The organism is Bacillus sp. RO1 (genome assembly GCF_012524115.1).
In the GTDB taxonomy this organism is placed as follows: Bacteria; Bacillota; Bacilli; order Bacillales; family Bacillaceae_I; genus Sutcliffiella_A.
This window is the reverse complement of sequence record NZ_JAAZWB010000066.1, coordinates 42,668-59,865: the sequence shown is the minus strand read 5'-3', so window position 1 is coordinate 59,865 and position 17,198 is coordinate 42,668. Positions and strand designations below refer to the sequence as shown.

The window sequence follows — 17,198 nt, the reverse complement described above, 5'->3', positions numbered from 1 at the left end:
CATCAACAAAAACAAAAACCTTAGGGGGAATTAAGAAATGAAAAGCTTCAAACGTTTTTTATTACTAGCTATCGTTGCATCACTTGCAGTATTCGCTGCAGCATGTGGTAATGCAAACAACAACGGTGGTAACGAAGGAACTTCAGCTGAAGGCGGAGAAGAACTTGAAGGTAGTGTAGTAATTGATGGATCTGGAACAGTATTCCCTTTCATGTCATTAATGGCTGAAAAATACATGACAGAAGCTCAAGAAGGCGTATCTGTTGAAGTAAGTCGTGCTGGTACTTCTGCTGGATTTAAGAAATTCCTAGTAGAAGACGGAACTGATTTTAATAACGCATCTCGTACAATTAAAGATGAAGAAAAAGCACAAGCTGATGAGCTTGGCTTGGAAGTAAAAGAAATGAAAGTGGCACTTGACGGATTAACAATTGTTATTAATAAAGAAAACGACTGGGCAACTGAATTAACTGAAGAAGACATTAAAAAAATCTTCTTAGCTGAAGGCAATATTAAAAACTGGTCTGATATCAACCCAGACTTCCCAAATGAGCCAATCAAAGCTTACGGTCCAAACGAAAACCACGGAACATATGAGTTCTTCTGGGAAAAAATCCTTGAAGAAAAAGATCTAGTTGAAGGTGTAAATTTACAACAAGAATACTCTACACTAGTAGACCTTGTTTCTAAAGATAAAAACGCAATCGGATTCTTCGGTTACGGTTACTATGCAAGCAACACAGATAAATTAACGGCTGTAAAAGTTGACTTCGGTAACGGTCCTGTAGAACCATCTCTTGACACAATCGCTGAAGACGGTGACTATGCAAACTTTACTCGTCCAGTATTCACTTACTTGAATGTAGATATGGCGAAAGAAAAGCCTCAAGTACTTGATTATGCAATCTACACAATGGAAAATGCACAAACTGTTGCTAGTGAAACAGGATTTGCTCCATTAACAGATGAAGAAATTCAAACTGCAGTAGAAGAGCTTGAAGGTTTAAAGTAAGTTTTCAGGGAAGATGAGGGGCTCCTTGCTGCTCATCTTCCTCTATGTATTTTTAAAATAGGCTTTGGATGGTCCTTGTTACGTTAGGGTAAAGGATGAAAGGGGATTTCAAATTGGCTAATCAGAAAGATAGCATCAATGTGAGAGAGTTAATCAATAAGAAAAAGACGACTCTAAACACAAATAGATTTATTGAAGCGTTTGTACCTAAGTTTCTTTTGGGTATCGCAACAATTTCTATTTTTACAACTTTGGGTATTATTTTTACATTATTATTTGAGACAGTAGAATTCTTTTCTAGAATTCCGTTTCTTGACTTCTTTACTGGTACACAATTAAAACCTCTAGGGGAAAATGCACAATTCGGTGTGCTTCCTTTGTTGACAGGAACAATCATTTCTTCTGTCATTGCAATGGTTGTGGCAATCCCTATCGGTTTAATGAGCGCGATTTTCTTAAGCGAGTATGCATCCGATAGAGTACGAAGAATTTTAAAACCTATCTTAGAGGTGCTAGCGGGTATTCCTACAATCGTTTACGGATTTTTCGCATTCACTTTTGTAACACCTTTATTAAGACAAATCATTCCTGGTTTAGAACCAACCAATATCCTCAGTCCAGGAATAGTTATGGGAATAATGATCATTCCAATGGTTGCCTCTTTATCGGAAGACGCGATGAGCTCCGTTCCTAATGCTATGAGAGAGGGAGCATTGGCGCTTGGATCAACGAAGCTTGAGGTAGCTTGGAAAGTGGTAGTTCCTGCAGCTATGTCTGGAATTGTCGCATCATTTGTTCTAGCTATTTCCCGTGCAATCGGTGAAACGATGATTGTAACGATTGCGAGTGGAAGTACAAAGAACTTTACGTTTGACGTCACACAATCTATGCAAACGATGACCGCATACATTGTGGAAGTAACCGGTGGAGATGCACCAGCTGGTTCAACTTTATATTATAGCTTGTATGCTGTTGCGATGACATTGTTCGTGTTTACACTTGTCATGAACCTGATCGCCCAGTATATCTCTCGCAAGTATAGGGAGGAATATTAAGATGAAGTATGTTGATGCAGCGCAAGTTCAAAAGAAAATGAATTCTAGACTAACAGTGAACAATATTGCTAAATCATTATTTTTAGCAGCGACATTAATTGGTCTTGTTGTACTTGTCATTCTTTTTTACCGAGTTATTTCTCAGAGTATGGGTTGGGTTGATCTTCAATTTATAACGAGTAAACTGTCTACTATGGCAGATAGAGCTGGAATCATGGGTGCCATCATGGGTACTGTATGGCTGATGTTAGTTGTTGCGCCAATCACTTTGTTTCTCGGTGTCGGCACAGCTATCTATTTAGAAGAGTATGCAAAAAAAGGACGCCTACAACGCTTTTTACAAACGAATATTTCAAACCTTGCAGGTGTACCGTCCATTGTATTCGGTATCTTGGGATTAACTATATTTGTTAGAGCGGCTGGTCTTGGAAATATCGTGTTGGCTGGTGGTCTGACAATGGCATTATTAGTTCTTCCTATCGTAGTAGTAGCTAGTCAAGAAGCAATTCGCTCAGTTCCTGGTTACTTAAGAGAAGCATCCTACGGAATGGGTGCGACTAAATGGCAGACAATCAAGAATATCGTTTTGCCAGCTTCATTACCGGGTATTTTAACAGGAGTTATCCTTGCGTTATCCCGTGCTATCGGGGAAACGGCTCCATTAGTTGTATTGGGAATTCCGGCGTTATTGATTCCGCTACCTGAGGGGATTTTCGACAAATTCACTGTACTTCCAATGCAAATTTACTACTGGACAATTGACGCAGCTCTTGTTGCAGAATATGCGAACTTAGCAGCAGCTACTATCGTAGTACTACTTTTCATTTTATTAGTCATGAATTCCATTGCAGTAATTATTCGAAATAAATTCCAAAGAAGATTTTAATCCTAGGAGGAATCATCTATGCAAATTACGGTGCCTGAACGTGAAACGAAGAACAATTCTTCTAAAACAATAACTCCAAAAGACAAAAGCATTGTGTACCATACAAAAGATTTGAACTTATGGTACGGCGAAAATTTAGCTTTGAAAAACATCAACTTGCCGATCTATGAAAACGAGGTTACGGCAATCATCGGACCTTCCGGTTGCGGAAAGTCCACTTATATTAAGACATTGAACCGTATGGTTGAATTAGTCCCAAGTGTTAAAGTTTCTGGTGATATTCTTTATCGTGAAAAGAATATTTTAAGTAAGTCTTATAAAGTGGAAGAACTAAGAACAAATGTAGGAATGGTATTCCAAAAACCTAATCCGTTCCCAAAATCCATTTATGACAATATTGCTTATGGACCAAGAATTCATGGAATCCGTAATAAAAAAGTCCTTGATGAAATTGTGGAAAAAAGCTTACGTGGAGCTGCAATCTGGGATGAAGTCAAAGACCGTCTAAAAGAAAATGCTTACGGTCTATCTGGTGGACAACAGCAGCGTTTATGTATTGCTCGTTGTTTGGCTATTGAGCCGGACGTTATCTTAATGGATGAACCAACATCTGCTCTTGACCCTATCTCTACTCTTAAAGTGGAAGAACTCGTTCAAGAACTAAAGAAAGACTACAGTATCGTCATTGTTACGCATAATATGCAACAAGCTGCACGTATATCGGACAGAACAGCTTTCTTCTTAAATGGGGAAGTGGTAGAATATTCTGAAACAGATAAATTGTTCTCCAATCCGTCAGATAAGCGTACAGAAGACTATATTACTGGTCGTTTCGGATAATAAAGGTTGAGAAAGGAAGAGGTAGATGGTATTGCGTCAATTTCATGTGGATTTAGAAACGTTAAGAGATAAATTATTGGAACTTGGTAGTTTGGCTGAAATTGCAATGGGAAAATCCATTGACGCCTTAACAAACCAAAACGTGGACCTTGCGCTTCAGATTATTGAAGAAGATAACAAGGCAGACCGTTTAGATGAAGAGATTAATGACTTTGCCATTCTTCTAATTGCCAAACAGCAACCAGTGGCAATTGATTTACGTAGAATTTTCGTAGCAATTAAAATCTCCACGGATGTAGAACGTATCGCAGATTTTGCTGTAAATATTGCAAAATCTACGATAAGAATCGGGAAAAACACTCAACCAATCATTCAGCTTGAGAAGATTGAGAAAATGCATAGCATTGCGACTGAAATGTTATCACTTGCATTGAAAGCTTATTATGATGAGGATGTAGTCTTGGCGAAGAAGGTAGCGGACATGGATGATCAAGTGGACGAGCTATACGGTCAAAACATCCGTGAGCTACTTCAGTTGACCAAAGACCACCCGGATTTGATACCTGAAATTACCCAATTGAGCTTCATCTGCCGATATATTGAGCGTATGGCCGATCATACCACCAATATATCAGAAAATATATTCTACCTTGTAAAGGGTAGCCATTACGAATTGAATGACTAAAAAGGAGAGCTTTGTTCTTAATGAACAGAGCTTTCTTTATTGTTCCATTGTCTATATTTTTACAGATATACAAAAACGATAGATAAATAGAGGAAACGGAAGAAATGAAGAGATAAACTCGCATGTTCCCGTTTTCATACTGATTTTCAGCGCAGAAAATATGTGGTATGATTCTTTCTGTTGCAAACGGACCCGACTTTCTTGAGAGTAGAAAGTCACAAAACTAAATAATATAGAAAGAGGTGTGCTATGAACGTAGCAAACTTAAAACAAGAATGGTTTGGCAACGTGCGTGGTGACGTACTTGCCGGTATGACCGTAGCATTAGCCCTCATTCCTGAAGCAATTGCATTTTCAATCATCGCGGGTGTTGACCCGATGGTAGGTCTTTATGCATCCTTCTGTATTGCCGTGGTTATTGCCTTCACTGGTGGACGACCAGGGATGATTTCAGCTGCAACTGGGGCCATGGCATTATTGATGATTACATTGGTTTCAGATCATGGAATCGAGTATCTATTCGCAGCTACTGTGTTAACAGGTATAATACAAATCATAATGGGTGTATTTAAGCTTGGGAAGTTTATTTCTTTTCTCCCTCAGGCAGTAATTATTGGATTTGTTAATGCTTTAGCAATCTTAATTTTCACCGCACAATTAGTGCATTTTACTCCTGAAAAAGGTGGATCCTGGATAATGGTTGGCTTTGTCATTGCGACACTTGCTATCATATACTTGCTTCCGAGAGTCACCAAAGCATTACCATCTGCCTTAGTTGCAATTGTTGTTATTACAGCGATCACCCTATTTGGTGGAGGGTTTGGTCTAAGTACAGTTGGAGATCAAGGTGAGATTTCTAGAACCTTACCTTTCTTCCATATCCCAATGGTGGATTTGTCTTGGGAAACATTTATGATTATTCTACCGTATGCATTCACACTTGCTATTGTAGGTAACTTAGAATCCCTTTTAACAGCGACAATTGTGGACGAAATGACAGATACAAAGAGTAATAAAAACCGAGAAATGAAGGGACAAGGTATTGCAAACGTCGTAACTGGTTTCTTCGGTGGTATGGCTGGTTGTGCCATGATTGGACAATCTGTAATTAATGTTAAATCAGGTGGACGGGGAAGGCTTTCTGCATTAGTAGCAGGTACATTCCTTTTATTCCTGATCATGGTCCTTGGAGATGTTGTCGTTCAAATTCCAATGGCTGCCCTTGTTGGAGTAATGATTATGGTTTCCATCGGGACATTTGATTGGCAGTCGATTCGAGAACTTCATAAGATACCTCGTGCAGATGCAGTAGTAATGGTTGTAACGGTTGCTATTGTTGTTTACACACATGACCTTGCAAAAGGTGTAGGAGCAGGGGTTGTGTTAAGTGCATTAATTTTCGGCTGGAAGATGGCGAAGATAAAAGCTACTATGACGTTAAAAGAAGACGTCATGCATTATCAAATCTCTGGACAAATGTTCTTTGGAACGATGAGTCATTTTGTGGATTTATTCGATTATAATAATGATCCCAAAGAGATTGTCATTGATTTTAGTAACACGCACATTTGGGATCAATCTGCTGTTACCGCAATCTCAAAAACGGTGCAAAAATATCAAAGATTAGGTAAGAACGTTAAAATTATAGGCCTCAATGATGAAAGTAAAACACTAATTGACAGAGTAGGTTTATCTGCTACTTCAGGTCATTAATATATAGTTAATTAACGGGACAATTCATTTTGTCCCGTTTTCTTTGTAAAAAAAGACATAATAAAAAGGAGCATGTAAGCTCCTTATGATGTGTGATGAAAAAAGGAAAAGAACGAGGCTATGGAAGCCAACATTGATTTCGATTTTCTAATTTTTTGTTTTAGATCCATTTTTGCTTCTTCTTGTTCCACATGTAGGTTTTGAAAAGCTCGTCGTCTGTACTGATAGTCCATCATAACACAGCATCACCTTTCCCACTCATATGTTTTTTGGAAGCGCTTTCTTAAATATATTATACCAATTAACTGATAGTTCTACAATTTTTCTTCACAATTTCTTTACAAAAGAAAGGTTGAAACAAACATATAAGTATTTTATTATATAAGAGGATTGTTATATAAGTGTTTGATTATATTACTTATTTTTACCAAAGGCAGGTGTACGTATGCAACAAGTATTGAAGATGGAAGAAGCGGCTGTCACGCTGAAGATTTTAGGCGATAAAACGAGGCTTTCCATGTTGGCTCTTCTACAAGATCACGATTGCTGTGTATGTGAGTTTGTCGAGATTTTTCAAATGAGTCAACCTTCGATCAGCCAACATGTGAAGAAGCTTAAAGAGGTAGGTCTTGTAAAAGAATCAAGGAAGGGCCAGTGGATTATGTATTCGATTAATACAGAACATCCACACTATGCATTAATTACTTCCATATTAGTGTATGTTCCTTCACTAGAAGAAAAGCTAAAAGAACTCGAAGAAAAAGGACTTAGAATTACTTGTTGTTAAGGGAGGGAATATATTGCTGGATATAATTTTGGCATCTGTGATTTTTTTACTTACATTAGTTTTTGTTATCTGGCAACCTAGGGGATTATCCATAGGCTGGTCAGCTTGCGGGGGAGCGCTTCTTGCATTACTCTTCGGTGTTGTTACCTTTACCGATGTGATCGATGTAACAAGCATTGTTTGGAATGCAACATTGACGTTTGTGGCTTTAATCATCATCTCCCTCATTTTAGATGAAGTAGGATTCTTTGAATGGTCGGCTTTGCACATGGCTCGATTCGCAAAAGGAAGCGGCGTAAGGATGTTCATCTACATTACATTGCTTGGGGCAGTGGTAGCGGCATTCTTCGCGAATGACGGAGCGGCACTTATCTTGACCCCAATTGTTTTGGCAATGGTAAGAAATCTGAAGTTTAAAGAGAAAATGATATTGCCGTTTATTATGGCAAGCGGATTTATTGCAGATACTACCTCACTACCATTAGTTGTAAGTAACTTGGTAAACATCGTATCAGCTGATTTCTTTGAAATAGGATTTGTGGAATATGCATCAAGAATGATTGTTCCAAACTTCTTTGCACTTGGGGCAAGTATCGTGGTGCTTTACTTGTTCTTCCGTAAAAGTATCCCAGAAAATTATGATATGTCCGTATTGAAGGCACCAAGAGAAGCGATTAAAGACATGAAGCTTTTCAACTTGTCATGGATTGTACTTGCGGTACTTCTTATAGGTTACTTTGCTAGTGAATTTGCCGGTATTCCTGTTTCGTTCGTTGCAGCTACCGTTGCTATCATCTTTCTTTTAATAAGCAGAAACAGCCAGGTAATTCACACGAAACAGATTTTGAAAAGCGCACCATGGGCGATCGTATTCTTTTCCATTGGGATGTATGTTGTGGTATATGGTTTAAGAAATGTAGGATTGACAAACCTTCTGACAGATGTGATTCAAATGGCAGCGGATGAAGGACTATTCGTTGCAACCATCTCCATGGGGTTCATTGCAGCTATCCTTTCATCCTTCATGAATAACATGCCTACTGTCATGATTGATGCATTAGCAATCAAAGACACAGCCACAACCGGAACAATTAGGGAAGCGTTAATCTATGCCAATGTTATCGGATCTGATCTTGGTCCGAAAATCACACCAATCGGTTCTTTGGCAACATTACTATGGCTACACGTTTTAAGCCTTAAAGGAGTAAAGATAAGTTGGGGATACTACTTCAAAGTAGGTATCATCCTAACCATCCCAACCCTGTTCATCACGCTATTAGGTTTATATTTCTGGCTACTCATTATTGGTTAAGACACATCCTGTTAATTGTAGTGCAGGGTATGAGACTCCAGCGAAGCCATTTGCGGAAATCAACAGCGGTGTATAACCAAAACATAAAATCAAATTACAAAAAAGGAGTTTTTCATCATGACTAAAAAAACAATCTATTTCCTATGCACAGGTAACTCTTGCCGCAGCCAAATGGCAGAAGGCTGGGGGAAAAAATATCTTAGTGACGAGTGGGACGTATACTCTGCAGGAATCGAAGCACACGGTGTAAACCCAAACGCAGTAAAAGCAATGAAAGAAGTGGATGTTGATATCACGAACCAAACTTCCGATACAATCGACCCTGAAATCTTGAAAAAAGCAGACCTAGTCGTAACACTTTGTGGTCATGCAGCAGATGTTTGCCCAGCAACACCACCAAACAAAGAGAGAGTACACTGGGGCTTTGATGATCCTGCCAAAGCAGAAGGAACGGACGAAGAAAAATGGCAGTTCTTCCAACGCGTACGTGACGAAATCGGCGACAGAATCAAAACGTTTGCTGAGACTGGAAAATAATAAAAATGGCCGAGCGAAATATCTCGGCTATTTTTTCTATATTTGAAAGGGGAAATGAGAAATGGCTAAAATTGAAATTTTTGATCCTGCAATGTGCTGTGCAACTGGCGTATGTGGACCTAGTGTGGACCCGGAACTAACAAGAGTGGCAAGTGCTATATTTTCCTTGCAGCAAAAAGGAATCGAAATCACTCGCTTCAATTTAGGATCAGAGCCTGAACCGTTTGTAACAAACCAAAAGGTGAATGAATTGCTAATGGAAAATGGACCGGAATGTCTTCCAGTTACTCTAGTAGATGGCGAAGTTGCAAAGGTGGCAGATTACCCTACAAACGTGGAATTTGCTGAATGGACCGGTGTGAAAGTAGAGGAACTTGTTCACGAAAGACCCAAAAAGAAACTCAATATTACTCTAAACTCAATCAACTAGGAGGGCGGCTATATGCTCCCAACATTCCAACCCAAAACAATGGTACAAGCACCATACTTATTTTTCACCGGTAAAGGCGGTGTTGGTAAAACGTCCACAGCATGTGCTACATCCATCGCGCTTGCCGAAGAAGGAAAGAGGGTATTGATTGTCAGTACCGATCCAGCCTCCAACCTGCAGGATGTTTTTCAAACGGAATTGACCAATGGCATTTCTCAAGTGCCAGGTGTGGAAGGTCTTTTTGCCTGTAATCTTGATCCTGAGGAAGCGGCGAGAGATTACCGGGAAAGTGTGATTGGTCCTTATAAAGGAAAACTCCCGGAATCAGTATTGGCTACCATGGAAGAGCAGTTATCAGGAGCATGTACGGTTGAGATTGCAGCCTTTGACCAATTCTCCACGTTATTAACACAAAAAGAGGTAACAGGGCAATATGATGTGATTGTGTTTGATACTGCTCCAACAGGCCATACACTTAGGCTGCTTTCCCTGCCGACTGCGTGGAACAATTTTCTGGAGGAGAGTACGCACGGAGCTTCCTGTTTAGGACCACTTTCCGGGCTTGGGGCCAAAAAGGAACTGTATGAACAAACGGTGCAGGCATTGTCAGATCCCTCCCAAACTCAGTTGCTTTTGGTAACAAGGCCTGATGAATCGCCAATCATGGAAGCTGCGCGTGCCTCTGAGGAGTTGCGTGAAATTGGCCTTCATAATCAGCAGCTAATAATAAATGGATTAATGGAAAAGCCAGTCATAGACGATGAGGTGTCCTTGGTATTTTTCAATAAGCAACAGAAAGCCATGGAAAATGCCATGAGTACATTTGATGATATTCCAATGACGTACCTTCCTTATATTTCGTATTCATTAACTGGTATCCACTCGTTAAAAGTTTGGTTAAATGGGGAAACGATACAAATGGAGGAAACTGGTCAGGTGAATCCTGAAATACTTACAGAACTTGCTGATTTTGATCAAGTGGTAGGAGATGTTATAAACCATAACTATCGTGTAGTATTTACGATGGGGAAGGGTGGCGTTGGTAAAACGACACTTGCAGCCAAACTAGCAATTAAGCTTGTAGAAAAAGATGTGAAAGTCCATCTCACGACAACGGATCCTGCTGCGCATTTGGAGCATGCGTTAAAAAATAAAACAAGGAAAGAGCATTTAACAATCAGTAAAGTTGACCCTAAGGCAGAAGTAGAATCATATAAAAAGCATGTTCTGGAACAAGCGGGAGAGGAGCTGAGCGAGGAGCAACTTGCATACCTTGAGGAAGATCTAAACTCACCTTGTACCGAAGAGATAGCGGTATTCCAGAAGTTTGCCAAGATAGTTGGTCAGGCGGATAAAGAAGTGGTCATCATTGATACTGCACCAACAGGTCATACATTGCTACTGCTTGAAGCAGCCCAATCGTATCAAAAGGAATTGTTGCGTTCAACGGGTGAGGTGCCAAAAGAAGTGCTAAACCTGCTTCCACGCCTTCGTAATGCCGAAGAAACAGCAGTACTTATCGTTACCTTGCCGGAAGCAACCCCTGTACTGGAGGCTGAAAGATTACATGCTGACCTTGAGCGTGCTTCCATAACACCGCGTTGGTGGATCATCAATCAAAGTTTTGCTAATACAGATACAACAGACCAATTACTATCAGGCAGAGGGAAACATGAATTACCCTGGATACAAAGAGTAAAGTCCACAAAAGAAAAATGCGCCATCCTGCCATGGGAAAAAGAGAATCTGTTGTAAGGAGTGAATGAATATGACAAACGAAAAAAACTATCAATCATTAATGGAAAATGTCTTTATTGGAGGTGCAGATCAAGCGAGAGAAGCACATTCAAACGAAGGACTGGATGTTATCATAGACTTGCGGGCGGAAACGGATAACTTGGGAGACAACCTTCCTCGAATCCATATGCCAATCGTAGATGATGCAGCCAAACAGGATGAATCGGTGAAAGCAGCTATTGAATATGTCGTACAAGCTCAACAAGAAGGAAAGAAAGTGTACTTCCATTGCTCCGGAGGCCGTAATAGAACAGGAACGGTTGCCATGGGTACCCTTCTTCACTTGGGGAAAGCTAGTACAGTTGAAGAAGCGGAAAGGCTTGCAACTTCCATACGTCCTGTTATAAATGTGAAGCCGGAGTTAAAAGAAGTGCTTCAAAACATGTACGAAAAAACTAAGAATTAAACGAGCGTTTAGTAAAAATAATAAGAAGGCAGGTGACTGGCCGTGAAGGTTTCAAACGAAGCAAAAGACGTACTCACTGATATCCTGCGTGAAAACGGGGCAAGCAACATACGTGTTTACTTTGCAGGCTGGGGCTGAGGAAGCCCACAATTAGGATTGTCTCTGGATGAGGCAAAAGCAGAAGATAAAGTGGAAACATTAAATACAATAAAAGTGGCAATCGATCCGAAAATTGAAAGCATGACAACCGACCTTGTCCTGGATGTCCAGGAAACACCACAAGGCAAAGGGCTTGTGTTGTTGGGTATGAAAGATAGTGATTGTTGTTAAGTTAATAGGAAGAGTAAGCGTGAAATTGAGCTTGCTCTTTTTTCGTAAATAAAAAAATAGGTTAATACTATAAATGAAGATAAATGAAAATGAAAGGTGTTGTCTATATGAAGTCGGTCCAAGTAACCGGATATGGAGATGTTGATATGTTGGAATTAGTAGACATACCAATACCTAATCCAAAAGAAAATGAAGTGCTTGTAAAGGTGAAAGCCTGTGCGATAAATAATACGGAAATCTGGATGAGAGAAGGTGCATACAGTACTGGTTCTAAGTCAGGTTGGAAACCAGAGGGAGTACAATTCCCACGTACACCTGGTTCTGACATAACGGGTACAATAGTGAAAATCGGTAATCAGGTAGAAGAGTCTATGATTGGAAGAGATGTTGTTTTATTCCCTTTTACGTCTAGTGGGGAAGAAGGTAAGGAACATATTTCAGAAGATATGTCCTTTATAGGATCTGAATACGACGGTGGTTATGCGGAATACGTGGTGTGGCCTGCTGACCTATGTTTCGATATGCCCCTGCCTAGCTATTCGGATAGTGCTGTATTTACAGTAAGTGGATTAACAGCTTGGCATATGGTCCAACAGATTCAAATTCAACCTGGGCAAACGGTCATGGTAACAGGCGCTAATGGCGGGGTGGGGTCACTAAATGTTCAAATTGCCTCTAAAGTCTTTGGTGCAAAGGTAATTGCAATTGTAGGGGACCTAAACGGTAAAGAAAGACTGAAGGAATTAGGGGCGGATCATGTTTTATCTTACAAGTCCGAAAATCTATCTCAAGAAATCCTAAATGTGAATGATGGGCCGATAGACTCGGTGTTAGATGTAGTAGGAGATGCTTTATTTTCCATATCTCTTCAAGTCTTAAAGAACGGAGGAAAGTTTTGTATATCAGGATCAGCTGGTGGGCAGAAGACAAATCTGGATTTTAGAACGTTGTATCTTAAACACATTACAATGTATGGATCCGTCTTGGGGACGAGAGAAGAGTTTAAAGATATGCTTCAGGCAATAGCGGATGGTAAAATAAAGCCTGTCATTGATAGAACATTTCCTTTAGACAAAGCGAGGGAAGCCCAGACTTACTTTAAGGAGAAAGGGAAGTTAGGGAAAATATTGTTGTTGCCAGAATGAAAGTAACCGTTTCTGTCAGCGTTAATTTTAGACAATTGGCGCTGATAAGGAAATTTAATTTAGAAATTAGTTGCAAAATGCAAATATTAAACTATAATAAAAATAAGAGGTGAAAATAATGGAAGACGTTAGAGCGATTCTTCAAATTACGATGCGAAGGTTTGGTATGTTGAACAAAAATTGCTGCTCGGTAGAAGATTTTGAAATTTCCCAAGTGCAAAGCCATATTTTATATGAACTGGCAAGATCGAAAGGACCTTCCATGCAACAGGTAGCGGAAACAATCGGCATGGATATCACCACATTTAGCAGACAAATTCAAACACTTGTGAGACTGGAGCTGGTGGAAAAAAGACAATCAGCTGAAGACAAAAGAATGTATCACTTATACCTAACTGATAAAGGGGAAGAATTGGAAAGTGCTATCAATCAACAGATGCTTCATTATTTAGGGAATGTTTTTTCTAATTTAAGTGAAAAAGAGAGCGCTGATGTAGTAGAATCTTTAACAATATTGAATGCAGCGATGAGCAAAAGTAACATGTGCTGTAAGCCGTTTTATTAAGCAAGTTATGATACTTGCTTTTTTACAAAGTTAATACTTGCAAAATGCAAATAAAATAAAGGAGTGTTTTTTATGTGGAAAGAAGTAATTACAAGTTTTTTGTACATCGCTTTGGAATTAACGGTCCTGTTTGTTCTCATTACGTTTTTGGTTTCCATCATTCAATCTTTTGTACCATTTCAAAAAATGGAGAAGTGGCTAAATGCCGGTAATATTCTCCTAAGCTCTCTATTCGCTGTCTTGTTCGCATTTATTACCCCATTTTGTTCCTGTTCCACCATACCAATGGTGGTCACATTATTAAGAAGAAAGGTACCTTTTGGGATTGTGATGGTATTCCTTTTTGCTTCACCTGTTTTGGATCCGACCATCCTGACTATTATGACAGCATTGCTAGGCTGGAAGGTAGCTTTAATATATACCCTAACCACAACGACTCTTTCTATAATGATTGGACTACTATTGGGTAGATTAGGTTTTGAAAAGCAATTAAAAAATGTGTTGTTGAAGAACTATCAACCGAAAACCAAACGGTTCGACATCAAACGTTCTTGGAAAGAAACACTTACACTAATGAAAACTGTTTATCCGTTTTTATTGATTGGCGCAGCCATTGGAGCCTTCATTCATGGCGCTGTTCCAACTTCAATGATTACACAATATCTTGGAGGAGAAAATTGGTGGCTTGTTCCGATTGCGGCAATAATAGGTATACCTCTATATATCCGACTTTCTACAATGATTCCCATATCGCAGATAATGATAGCTAAAGGAATGGCCTTGGGACCTGTCATGGCTTTGCTGATCAGTTCAGCTGGTGCGAGTCTGCCTGAAGTCGCGTTATTAAATAGCATCTTTAAGAAAAAACTAGTGGTAGCGTTTGTCATTTCTGTCATAACTATGTCTACGATTTCAGGGTTCTTGTTTTACCTCATTTGATTTTAGGTGATTGTATTGACTATTTTAGCTATGTTGGCATATACTAATATTCAAATGAATGTTTGAATATAGAGGGGGACTTTTTATGTCAACAAAGTCTAGTTCAGAAGTTTTGACAACACCGCAGTGTCAAGAAGAATGTGCAAATGAAACAAAAGTAAAAAATGTGAAGAAACAAATAGATGAAACAATAACAAATGATGTGGCAAAAATATACCGGGCTTTATCTGATCCAACCAGGTTAAAAATAGCGCAGGCACTCAATTTAGCAGAAGAACTCTGTGTGCATGATGTTGCAACGATTACTGAGTCTACAGTCGCAACAGCATCTCATCACCTGAGGCTACTAAGAGATCTCGGATTGGCAAAGTTCAGGAAGGAAGGAAAGCTCGTATATTACTCCTTGGATGATAATCATGTTAGACAATTAATTGATATCGCCTTTACCCATCAAAAAGAGGTGAAGACACGTGAAAAATAACGAAGAGCAAATATATAGAATTCAAGGATTATCATGTGCAAACTGCGCCCGAAAGTTCGAGAGTAATGTTAAAAAGATAGAAGGAGTCACGGATGCAAAGGTAAATTTCGGTGCATCCAAGGTTTCTGTAACTGGTGCTGCAAGTTTAAGTGAGATTGAGAAAGCCGGTGCGTTTGACAAACTAAAAGTGTCTCCTGAACAAGAGGAAATGCCGGAAGACCCTGCTGTACCGTTTTACAAAAAGCATGCTACCGTCCTCCTCTCATTTCTTTTTCTTGTTACGGGCTGGGTGGCATTTTTTCAGCAGGGCGAAGGTCACCTTTCTACAACTATTCTTTTTGCTGCATCCATCTTAATAGGTGGATACAGATTGTTTTTTACAGGATTAAATAATTTGGTTAGGCTTCAATTTGACATGAAGACATTAATGACCATTGCCATCATAGGTGCTGCGATTATCGGTGAATGGGGAGAGGGTGCCACAGTCGTCATTCTTTTTGCCATAAGTGAAGCTTTGGAATCTTATTCGATGGAAAAGGCACGAGCTTCGATAAGATCGCTTATGAATGTTTCTCCTAAACAGGCGACTATATTAATAGAAGGAACTGAAAAACAGGTATCTGTAAAAGATATTAAGATTGGCGACCGGATGCTCGTAAAGCCTGGTCAAAAAATTGCAATGGATGGCGTCATTGTGAAAGGAGGAGCATCCATCAGTGAAGCTGCGATTACAGGGGAGAGTATTCCTGTATCTAAAGGCGTGAATGATGAGGTATTTGCTGGAACCTTTAATGAAGATGGGCTTTTAGAAGTGGAGGTTACAAAAAGAGTAGAGGACACCACGATTGCTAAAATCATTCATCTTGTAGAGGAAGCCCAGGCAGAAAGAGCGCCTTCTCAGGCATTTGTGGATAAGTTTGCGAAATACTATACACCACTTATTATCGTGATTGCTTTCCTAGTAGCAATAGTTCCACCATTGTTCCTAGGGGCTGATTGGAACACTTGGATATATCAAGGGCTTGCGGTTCTTGTGGTTGGATGTCCATGTGCCCTCGTTATATCTACCCCTATTGCTATTGTGACAGCTATTGGGAATGCTGCGAAAAATGGAGTCCTTATTAAGGGTGGGGTTTTCCTTGAAGAAGTGGGTCGAATAAAGGCAATTGCTTTTGATAAGACGGGGACGCTTACCCGAGGGGCACCAGAAGTGACAGATGTTCAGGCCTTTCATATAACAGAGGAAGAGCTGCTAAGAATTATTGCGACACTAGAAAGTGGTTCGACCCATCCTTTAGCTTCAGCTATCCTCCAGAAGGCGGAAGAGATTGGAGTAGCTGATACGGATCATACTATGGAGAATTTTGAATCTGTTGCGGGTAAAGGGATAAAGGGGTCCATTAACGGTGTCCTTTATCAAGCAGGAAGTCCGAATTGGTTCTTGGGTCAAAAGCATCCCGAAGTGGAGGGGCTTGCAGAAAATATCCATCTATTACAAAATGCAGGAAAAACAGTAATAGTAGTCGGGACTTCTGACAAGATCTTTGGTGTTCTTGGGATCCGAGATGAGATAAGAGGAAGTAGTGCTTCCAGTGTGAAAAATTTGAAGGAAATAGGTATTCCTCACTTATACATGCTGACAGGTGATAACAATAGGACTGCCGAAGCAATTGGACACGAGGTGGAGATAGACCATGTTAAATCAGGTCTGCTTCCGGAAGATAAGCTTCGTTATATCAAAGAATTGAGAGAAAAGCACGGTAGCATGATGATGGTGGGGGACGGAATTAACGATGCACCTGCGCTTGCAGCTTCGTCAGTGGGAGTGGCAATGGGAGGAGCGGGAACTGATACCGCGCTGGAAACAGCAGATGTAGCATTGATGGGTGATGACCTCAGTAAGCTTCCATTCACCATCAGACTGAGCCGGAAAGCATTAACCATTATAAAGCAGAACATTTCGTTTTCATTAGGATTAAAGGTTTTAGCGTTATTGTTGGTGATTCCAGGCTGGCTTACCTTGTGGATTGCAATCTTTGCCGATATGGGAGCAACACTGCTTGTTACGTTAAATAGCTTGAGGCTTCTGAAGGTAAAAGATAAAGGTTAATGAAGAATTTTGGAGATAGTAGCAGTTTTCTTTAACCGATGGACATCGGGCATGGGAGACTGCTACTTTTATTATTGGAGTTAGTTTCAGTGGGCCTAGAAAAATTTTGAAAAAGTCCGTTTATATGGAATCGCCCGATTTTATAAATTATCGCCCGTAAAGTCGGAT

Annotated in this window: 18 protein-coding genes; all 18 read left to right on the top strand. The window is 39.9% G+C overall.

Annotated elements, in window-relative coordinates; genetic code table 11:
- Positions 1 to 37 precede the first annotated feature (37 nt).
- A complete protein-coding gene (locus tag HC179_RS09610) occupies positions 38 to 1,012 on the top strand; it encodes a PstS family phosphate ABC transporter substrate-binding protein (RefSeq protein ID WP_168864132.1) in 975 nt (324 codons plus the stop codon).
- A gap of 95 nt (positions 1,013 to 1,107) precedes the next feature.
- Positions 1,108 to 2,067 (top strand): phosphate ABC transporter permease subunit PstC, encoded by a 960-nt coding sequence (gene pstC, locus HC179_RS09605; protein ID WP_168864131.1) that lies wholly within the window; start codon positions 1,108 to 1,110, stop codon positions 2,065 to 2,067.
- Position 2,068: 1 nt separating this feature from the next.
- Positions 2,069 to 2,953 (top strand): phosphate ABC transporter permease PstA, encoded by an 885-nt coding sequence (gene pstA / locus HC179_RS09600; RefSeq protein WP_168864130.1) that lies wholly within the window; start codon positions 2,069 to 2,071, stop codon positions 2,951 to 2,953.
- An 18-nt stretch (positions 2,954 to 2,971) separates the two neighbouring features.
- The gene (gene pstB, locus HC179_RS09595) at positions 2,972 to 3,793 is read left to right on the top strand and encodes a phosphate ABC transporter ATP-binding protein PstB (protein WP_168864129.1); all 822 of its coding nucleotides are present in this window, start codon (positions 2,972 to 2,974) and stop codon (positions 3,791 to 3,793) included.
- A 25-nt stretch (positions 3,794 to 3,818) separates the two neighbouring features.
- Entirely contained in the window at positions 3,819 to 4,478 is a 660-nt protein-coding gene (gene phoU / locus HC179_RS09590) for a phosphate signaling complex protein PhoU (protein WP_168864128.1), read from the top strand.
- Between the two features lie 249 nt (positions 4,479 to 4,727).
- A complete protein-coding gene (locus HC179_RS09585; RefSeq protein ID WP_168864127.1) occupies positions 4,728 to 6,191 on the top strand; it encodes a SulP family inorganic anion transporter in 1,464 nt (487 codons plus the stop codon).
- 445 nt (positions 6,192 to 6,636) lie between these two features.
- The gene (locus tag HC179_RS09580) at positions 6,637 to 6,978 is read left to right on the top strand and encodes an ArsR/SmtB family transcription factor (protein WP_168864126.1); all 342 of its coding nucleotides are present in this window, start codon (positions 6,637 to 6,639) and stop codon (positions 6,976 to 6,978) included.
- Positions 6,979 to 6,991: 13 nt separating this feature from the next.
- Positions 6,992 to 8,290 carry an arsenic transporter gene (locus HC179_RS09575; protein WP_168864125.1) on the top strand — a complete coding sequence of 433 codons (1,299 nt, stop codon included), beginning with the start codon at positions 6,992 to 6,994 and terminating at the stop codon, positions 8,288 to 8,290.
- Between the two features lie 117 nt (positions 8,291 to 8,407).
- Entirely contained in the window at positions 8,408 to 8,827 is a 420-nt protein-coding gene (arsC, locus tag HC179_RS09570; RefSeq protein ID WP_168864124.1) for an arsenate reductase (thioredoxin), read from the top strand.
- Positions 8,828 to 8,888: 61 nt separating this feature from the next.
- Positions 8,889 to 9,257 (top strand): arsenite efflux transporter metallochaperone ArsD, encoded by a 369-nt coding sequence (arsD, locus tag HC179_RS09565; protein ID WP_168864123.1) that lies wholly within the window; start codon positions 8,889 to 8,891, stop codon positions 9,255 to 9,257.
- Positions 9,258 to 9,269: 12 nt separating this feature from the next.
- Positions 9,270 to 11,012, top strand: coding sequence for an arsenical pump-driving ATPase (arsA, locus tag HC179_RS09560; RefSeq protein WP_168864122.1), 1,743 nt, complete (start codon positions 9,270 to 9,272; stop codon positions 11,010 to 11,012).
- A gap of 13 nt (positions 11,013 to 11,025) precedes the next feature.
- Positions 11,026 to 11,460, top strand: coding sequence for a protein-tyrosine phosphatase family protein (locus tag HC179_RS09555; RefSeq protein WP_168864121.1), 435 nt, complete (start codon positions 11,026 to 11,028; stop codon positions 11,458 to 11,460).
- A 156-nt stretch (positions 11,461 to 11,616) separates the two neighbouring features.
- A complete protein-coding gene (locus tag HC179_RS09550; protein ID WP_047969328.1) occupies positions 11,617 to 11,790 on the top strand; it encodes a hypothetical protein in 174 nt (57 codons plus the stop codon).
- Between the two features lie 107 nt (positions 11,791 to 11,897).
- Entirely contained in the window at positions 11,898 to 12,935 is a 1,038-nt protein-coding gene (locus HC179_RS09545) for a zinc-binding dehydrogenase (RefSeq protein WP_168864120.1), read from the top strand.
- A gap of 118 nt (positions 12,936 to 13,053) precedes the next feature.
- Positions 13,054 to 13,500, top strand: a complete 447-nt coding sequence (locus HC179_RS09540) for a MarR family winged helix-turn-helix transcriptional regulator (RefSeq protein WP_168864119.1) — start codon at positions 13,054 to 13,056, stop codon at positions 13,498 to 13,500.
- Between the two features lie 72 nt (positions 13,501 to 13,572).
- Positions 13,573 to 14,439 carry a permease gene (locus HC179_RS09535; RefSeq protein WP_168864118.1) on the top strand — a complete coding sequence of 289 codons (867 nt, stop codon included), beginning with the start codon at positions 13,573 to 13,575 and terminating at the stop codon, positions 14,437 to 14,439.
- 85 nt (positions 14,440 to 14,524) lie between these two features.
- Positions 14,525 to 14,920, top strand: a complete 396-nt coding sequence (locus tag HC179_RS09530; protein ID WP_168864117.1) for an ArsR/SmtB family transcription factor — start codon at positions 14,525 to 14,527, stop codon at positions 14,918 to 14,920.
- Positions 14,910 to 17,030 (top strand): heavy metal translocating P-type ATPase, encoded by a 2,121-nt coding sequence (locus HC179_RS09525; protein WP_168864116.1) that lies wholly within the window; start codon positions 14,910 to 14,912, stop codon positions 17,028 to 17,030. Before HC179_RS09530 ends, HC179_RS09525 begins: the two co-directional genes overlap by 11 nt.
- Positions 17,031 to 17,198 lie beyond the last annotated feature (168 nt).